Genomic DNA, 6323 nt, shown 5'->3' with positions numbered 1-6323 from the left:
CCATCGGCCCGGCGAGCCGCGCGGCCAGGTCGTCGGCCGCCGGGGTCGGGGCGACGCCGCGCGGCAGCCGCTCGAACAGCTGCCGCCCGGTGCGCTCCTCCAGGGCCCGCAGCTGCGCCGTCACGGTCGGCTGGGACAGCCCGACCAGCCGCGCGGCGGCGGTGAGGGACCCGGCGCGGTAGACGGCGAGGAACGTCCGCAACTGCGCCAGGTCGAGAGGTCCGTCGGTCTTCCGGTGGCTCACCCCGCCGAGTCTAGGGAGCCCTCCTGGCTGGTCCGGCGCGGTGTGAACGTGACCGGGACGTGCTTCAGCCCCCGCAGCATGCCGGGGCGGCGCGGGAGATCGGCGACGGGGACGGCGAGTTCCATGTCGGGGAAGCGGCGCAGCAGCGTCGTCAGGGCGGTGACGATCTCCAGCCGGGCGAGCGCGGCCCCCAGGCAGTGGTGGATGCCGTGGCCGAACCCGAGCTGCGGGTTGTTCTCCCTGGTCAGGTCGAGGACGTCCGGGTCGGGGAAACGGGCCGGGTCGCGGTTCGCCGCGCCGATCGCGACCATGACCATCTCACCGCGCGGGATGACCGTGCCCGCGATCGGGACGTCCTCCAGGGTGAAGCGGGCGACGCCGCGCGCGACGGGGCCGTCGTAGCGCAGCAGTTCGTCGACCGCGCGCGGGATCTGCCCGGGGTCGGCGCGCAGCGCGGCAAGCTGCCCGGGGTGCGTGAGCAGCGCGACGAGGGCGTTGGCGAGGAAGCACAGCGTGGTCTCGTGCCCGGACAGGAACAGCATGATCGCCAGGCCGACCAGCTCGTCGTCGGAGACGTCCTCGTTGGCGTGCGCGGTGACCAGGGCGCTCAGCACGTCGTCGCCGGGCTCGGCGCGCTTGAGCGCGATCTGCTCCAGGAAGAACTCCGTCATCTCGGCGCGCGCGGCGTCGGCGCGTTCGAGCGTCGCGCCGTCGGCGGGCGGCATGGCGAGGCCCACCGACCAGTTCCGGAACCGTTCACGCGCGAACGGCACGCCCAGCAGCTCGCAGATCACCGCGATCGGCAGCGGCAGGGCCAGCCCCTCGACCAGGTCGCCGCGGCCGTTGGCGGCGAACGCGTCGAGCAGCTCGTCCACGATCTCCTGGACGCGCGGCGCCAGCGCGGCGACGCGGCGCGCGGTGAACGCCCGGCCGACGATGGCGCGCATCCGGGTGTGGTCCGGCGGGTCGGACGCGAGCAGCGTCTCCATCAGGACGTTGCGGCGGCGCTCGGGCGGCAGCCCGGCGGTGATGCGCGGCGCCGCTTCCAGGTCGGCGGAGAACCGCGGGTCGGTGAGGACGGCGACGCACTCGTCGTGGCCGGTGACGACCCACACCCCGACCTCCCCGCGCATCGTCGCGCGGTGCACGGGCGACTCGGCGCGCATCTCCGCGAGCAGCGAGTACGGGTCGGGCCACTGGGCGAAGTCGCGGGGCAGGTCGAACTGCTTCTGCGAGGTCTCGGCGGTCAACGGCGCCTCCTGGGGCGTGGGGATCTGCCGGGCGGCCGGGCGACCGCACGCGGCCGGCGCTTATGGTGGGGGAGGGGAGGACGGCGTTCGCGGCCGCCGGTCGGACGACGGCCGCGAACTCTCGAACCTCGTGCGGCGTCATCAGTGCCAGTACTTCATGGGGCCCTCCCCTCTCTCACTCGTCGGCGGGTGATGGGACGCCCGACCCTGCTCAGCCCAGCGCGACACGCATCCGGGCGGGGCTGCGCAGGGTCAGGGCGACCCGGTACTCGGGCGCGCCGAAGGCGCGCGGCGAAGCGGACCGCTCCGCGAGGACGGTCAGCGCCACCCGCGCCTGGACGGCGGCGAACGGCGCCCCGAGGCACGAGTGCGCGCCCCGTCCGAACCCCAGGTGCGGGTTCGGGTGCCGGTCGAGGCGCAGCCGGTGCGGGTCGTCGAACCGGGCCGGGTCGCGGTTGGCCGCCGCGATCAGCAGCGTCACGTCCTGGCCGGGCTCGACGCGCCGTCCGCCCAGCTCGGCGGGCGCGACGCACACCCGGCTCAGCGCCTGCACCGGCGAGCAATGGCGGACCAGCTCGTCCACGGCGCGCGGGGACGGGTCGGCGGCGAACCGCGCGAGCCCGCCGGGCCGCTCCAGCAGCGTCACGGCCGCCAGCGCCAGCAGCTTGCTCGCCGAGGTATACCCGGCGTGCAGCAGCACCCGCAGCGTGTTGGCGGCGACCGCGCGGTCCAGGCCGCCCGCCCGCACCGCGTCGGCCAGGGCGCGGACGACGCCGTCGGGCGGCGGGTCGGCGAGCCAGCCGTCGGTCAGCATGGACAGCTCCGCCCGCGCCGCCATCGCCGGTTCGAGCCGGTCCGGGAACACCCCGGCGTCCATGCCGGCGGCGACGGCCTCGGCGGCGGACGCGAACCACTCCGGGTCCGGCTCCGGGACGCGCAGGTACCGGCAGATCGTGGTCACCGCGAGCGGTTCGCAGAACTCGGACACGATGTCGAACGACGGGCGTCCGGCCAGCCGGTCCAGGAGGGCGCGGGCGTGCCGGGCGACCATCGGCGCGACCTCGGCCCGGTCCAGCTCGCGCAGCGCGTCCACCAGCGGACGGCGCGCGGCGGTGTGCCCGGGCGGGTCGAGCGTCTGGACGCTCACCGCCTGCGGCGGCATGGCGGCCCCGGCGCGGCGCGGGTCGGATCCGAACCGGGCGGTGTCGCGCAGCACCTCGACGCAGTCGGCGTGCCGGGTCAGCAGCCAGGTGCCCAGCCCCTCGTGCCAGGCGACCGGAGCGTGCGCGCGGAGCTGGTCGAGGACCGGGTGGGGGTCCGCGAGCGCGGCGGGCTCGGCGAGCGCGCGAACGGGATCGGAACCGGGGAGCGCAGGCGGGGGAGTCGGGGAGCCGCCCGTGGCCGGCGGGCTCGGCGAGCGCGCGAACGGGATCGGAACCGGGGAGCGCAGGCGGGGGAGTCGGGGAGCCGCCCGTGGCGGGCGTGGCGGGGATGGCGGGTGCGGGGGAGCCGGCGGGGGTGGCGGGGCTGGCGGAGCTGGTGGAGAGGGTGGGGCTGGCGGGGGCGGCTGTCGGGTCACGCCCACACCGGGGGTTCGCCTCGGCGCGTGCGTGTGTCACATCGTGGTCCACGCGGCTCCCTGGTCAAGGGGGACAGTGGCTTACGTGATCACCTCCGGAAAGCTAACTCCGACCGGGTGAAAAGTCCATTGTCAGGAGTCGCCGAAGCGGACCCCCGGGAAACGCGACCGCCGCGGGCCGGACGTCCACCGGACGCCCCGCCCGCGGCGGAGGGGACGGTCAGCCGCGCACCTGCTTGAAGGCGCGGGTCTGCGCGGTCAGCGCGCGCTCGGTCGGCAGCCGCTCCATGCTGCTCGCCCCGTAGAAGCCATGGCAGTTCTTGGCATGGGCCAGCACGTACGCGGCGTCCTCCGGTTCGGAGATCGGGCCGCCGTGGCACAGCACCAGCACGTCGTCGCGCTCGTTCAGCGCCGCCTCGGACCACTCGTCGATGAGCGCGACGCAGTCGTCCAGCGACTTGGCGGTCTCCGCGCCGATCGCGCCGCCCGTCGTCAGGCCCATGTGGCACACCACGATGTCGGCGCCGGCGCGGGTCATCGCCCGCGCGTCGTCGGCGGAGAACACGTACGGCGTGGTCAGCAGGTCGGCGGCGCGCGCGGCCTCGACCAGCTCGACCTCCAGCCCGTAGCCCATGCCGGTCTCCTCGAGGTTGGCGCGGAACACGCCGTCGATGAGCCCGACCGTCGGGAAGTTCTGGATGCCCGAGAACCCCAGCTCGCGCAGCTTCGCCAGGAACGGGCCGCGCAGCAGGAACGGGTCGGTGCCGTTCACCCCGGCGAGGACCGGCGTGCGCTCGACGACCGGCAGCACCTCGGCGGCCATCTCCACGACGATCTCGTTGGCGTTGCCGTACGCGAGCAGCCCGGCCAGCGAGCCGCGGCCCGCCATCCGGTACCGGCCGGAGTTGTAGATGACGATGAGGTCGATGCCGCCGGCCTCCTCGCACTTGGCCGACAGTCCCGTCCCGGCGCCGCCGCCGACGATCGGCTCGCCCCGGCGGGCCATCTCGGTGAAGCGCTCGACCAGTTCGGCGCGGGCGAAGCTCATGCGGACACCTCCTGGAAGGCCGCGACGAGCGCGGCGGCGAACTCGGGGTCGTTGACGTTGTGCGGGGACCGGACGAGCCGCCGGTCGGCGGTCTGCACCACCCGGGCCTCCAGCGTCTCGAACAGGACGCGGTCGGCCTCGGGGTCCCAGAACGGCTGGCCCGGCGCGTCCAGCGCCGACACCCCGCCCTCGGGCAGCAGGAACCGCACCGGCCCCGCGAAGGCGTTCAGCTTGGCGGCGATGAACCCGGCGATCTCCCGGCACTCCTCAGGGCTGGTGCGCATCAGCGTCACCTGCTCGTTGTGCTGGTAGAACAGCCGGTCGGCGTACCGGTCCGGGACGGTGGAGCGCGCGCCGAAGTTCACCATGTCGAGCGCGCCGCACGACCCCACGTACGGGACGGCCTTCCGGGCGAACACGTCCAGCCGGTCCGGGCCCGCGCTGAACACCCCGCCCGCGACCAGGTCGCAGACCTCGGTGGTGGTGATGTCCAGGACGGCGTCCACCAGCCCGTCCCCGACCAGCGCCTCCATCGCCCGGCCGCCGGTGCCGACGGCGTGGAACACCAGCGGGTCGTGGTCGGCGGCGAGCCGTTCGGCGACGGCCGTCACGCACGGCGTCGTCACCCCGAACATGGTGAGCGCGACGGCGGGCCGGTCCTCGGCGGGCGGCACCGGGTGCGCGACCATCCCGGCCAGCGCGTGCGCGGCGTTCCCGATCACCTGCCGGGAGATCCGGTTCAGCCCGGCGACGTCGGTCACCGAGTGCATCATGGCGAGGTCGCTGACCCCGACGTACGGCGCGACGTCCCCGGCCGCGACCGTGCTGACCAGCAGCTTCGGGACGCCCACGGGCAGCGCGCGCAGCGCGGGCGCGACGATCGCCGTCCCGCCGCTGCCGCCGAGCCCCAGCACCCCGGCCACGTCGCCGCACCCGGTCAGGAAGTGCTCGAACGCCACCGCCATCGCCGACACGGCCGTCCCGCGGTCGCCGGTGAACACCGCGCCCGCGCCGCCCGGATGGGCCGCGGCGACCCGCGCGGCGGGGACGTCCACGCCCGCGGTCTCCCCGTGCTCGCCGGTGGAGACGTCCACCGTGCGGACCGGTGTCCCGGTCGCCGCCACGAGCTCCGCCGCGTACCTCAGCTCGGCGCCCTTGGTGTCGAACGTCCCCACCACATACGCCACACGACCGTTACCGCCAGCCATCAGGCTCGCCACCTCCTTCGACGCACCCGACGCTACCGACAGTGATCCGCGCGGGCCAAGGCGGGGGAGCCCCTGAGCAGCACCGATCCGGCGTCCGTATGGTGCCGGGACGGCGCCGTGGGCGATGATGGCGCCATGCCCAAGCCCTACGCGAGCGCGGTCATCGACGCCCCGGTGGACGAGGTGTGGACGCTGGTCCGCGCGTTCGGCGGGATCGCCGCCTGGCATCCCGCGCTGGACACCTGCGTCCTGACCGGCGGCGACGACCGCACCGTGGGCGCCGTGCGCCGCCTGACGGCGGGCGACGCCGTCTTCGTGGAGCGGCTGACCGGGCTCGACGACGCGGCACGCACCCAGACCTACGAGTTCCTGGAGAGCCCGTTCCCGGTGCGCGCCTACCGGGCGACGATCCGGGTCGCGCCGGTCACCGCGTCCGGCGCGACGTTCGCCGAGTGGTGGGCCGAGTACGAGGCGGACGAGGCCGACACGGCCCGGCTCACGCCGTTCTTCCGCGACGCGGTCTACGCCGCCGGGCTCGCCGAACTCGGCGCCCACCTCGCCGCCCGCCGCTGAAACGGCGCGCCGCCCGGTGCTGAGCCGTTGCCGTGCTGTGCTTTGCCGTGCCGTGCCGTGCCGTGCCATGCCGTGCTGTGCCGTGCTTTGTTCCGGGGGGCGCGGAGCCGGGTCAGGGCTCGGTGAGCGGCGGCCGTGGGACGGTCCCGGGATGCTCGGTGTCCTCCCGGGCCAGGTCGGCGATGGCCTCCTGGAGCAGCGCCTCCTCCCGCAGCAGCCGCGCGGTCTCGGTCAGCGCCGCCGCGTAGGCGTTCCCGGTGTCCAGGCTCTGCATGGCGGGTTCTCCCTCTCCCGGTGAATGATCCCTCGCGCAGAGTCAACCCCGGTAGTGGATCTTGTCAAGGGGCGGGTGTCCCGCGAAGCGTCCCGAGCCGGTCCCGAGACCGTCCCGGCGCCCGCCCCCGGCCGGACGGGCCCGGGC

7 protein-coding genes are annotated in these 6323 nt (G+C 75.2%); 1 reads left to right on the top strand and 6 read right to left on the bottom strand.

Features of this window, described 5'->3' with window-relative positions:
- The 5 genes from DZF91_RS03535 to DZF91_RS03510 form a co-directional block, all read right to left on the bottom strand.
- A partial coding sequence (locus DZF91_RS03535) for a LysR family transcriptional regulator (protein WP_147340974.1) occupies positions 1-244 on the bottom strand: 244 nt, incomplete at its 3' end.
- The gene (locus tag DZF91_RS03530) at positions 241-1494 is read right to left on the bottom strand and encodes a cytochrome P450 family protein (protein WP_199486382.1); all 1254 of its coding nucleotides are present in this window, start codon (positions 1492-1494) and stop codon (positions 241-243) included. The genes DZF91_RS03530 and DZF91_RS03535, both read right to left, overlap by 4 nt.
- Before the next feature lie 211 nt (positions 1495-1705).
- Positions 1706-2710 (bottom strand): cytochrome P450, encoded by a 1005-nt coding sequence (locus tag DZF91_RS03525; protein ID WP_117356064.1) that lies wholly within the window; start codon positions 2708-2710, stop codon positions 1706-1708.
- A 583-nt stretch (positions 2711-3293) separates the two neighbouring features.
- Positions 3294-4121, bottom strand: coding sequence for a phosphoenolpyruvate hydrolase family protein (locus DZF91_RS03515; RefSeq protein ID WP_117356062.1), 828 nt, complete (start codon positions 4119-4121; stop codon positions 3294-3296).
- A complete protein-coding gene (locus tag DZF91_RS03510; protein WP_117356061.1) occupies positions 4118-5329 on the bottom strand; it encodes a Tm-1-like ATP-binding domain-containing protein in 1212 nt (403 codons plus the stop codon). Before DZF91_RS03510 ends, DZF91_RS03515 begins: the two co-directional genes overlap by 4 nt.
- Before the next feature lie 135 nt (positions 5330-5464).
- On the opposite strand from DZF91_RS03510, the gene DZF91_RS03505 reads away from it, so the two are divergent.
- A complete protein-coding gene (locus DZF91_RS03505; protein WP_117356060.1) occupies positions 5465-5902 on the top strand; it encodes an SRPBCC family protein in 438 nt (145 codons plus the stop codon).
- 112 nt (positions 5903-6014) lie between these two features.
- Here DZF91_RS03505 and DZF91_RS39380 read toward each other — a convergent pair whose 3' ends face one another.
- The gene (locus DZF91_RS39380) at positions 6015-6176 is read right to left on the bottom strand and encodes a hypothetical protein (RefSeq protein ID WP_158587841.1); all 162 of its coding nucleotides are present in this window, start codon (positions 6174-6176) and stop codon (positions 6015-6017) included.
- Between the last annotated feature and the right edge of the window lie 147 nt (positions 6177-6323).

It is taken from the genome of Actinomadura logoneensis (assembly GCF_003428695.1).
Classification (GTDB): Bacteria; Actinomycetota; Actinomycetes; order Streptosporangiales; family Streptosporangiaceae; genus Spirillospora; species Spirillospora logoneensis.
This window is presented reverse-complemented; position numbering and strand designations above follow the sequence as displayed.

Coding starts and splice junctions, on each gene's coding strand:
- DZF91_RS39380 (WP_158587841.1), bottom strand. CDS start 6,176: ATGCAGAGCCTGGACACCGGGAACGCCTACGCGGCGGCGCTGACCGAG.
- DZF91_RS03505 (WP_117356060.1), top strand. CDS start 5,465: ATGCCCAAGCCCTACGCGAGCGCGGTCATCGACGCCCCGGTGGACGAG.
- DZF91_RS03515 (WP_117356062.1), bottom strand. CDS start 4,121: ATGAGCTTCGCCCGCGCCGAACTGGTCGAGCGCTTCACCGAGATGGCC.
- DZF91_RS03510 (WP_117356061.1), bottom strand. CDS start 5,329: ATGGCTGGCGGTAACGGTCGTGTGGCGTATGTGGTGGGGACGTTCGAC.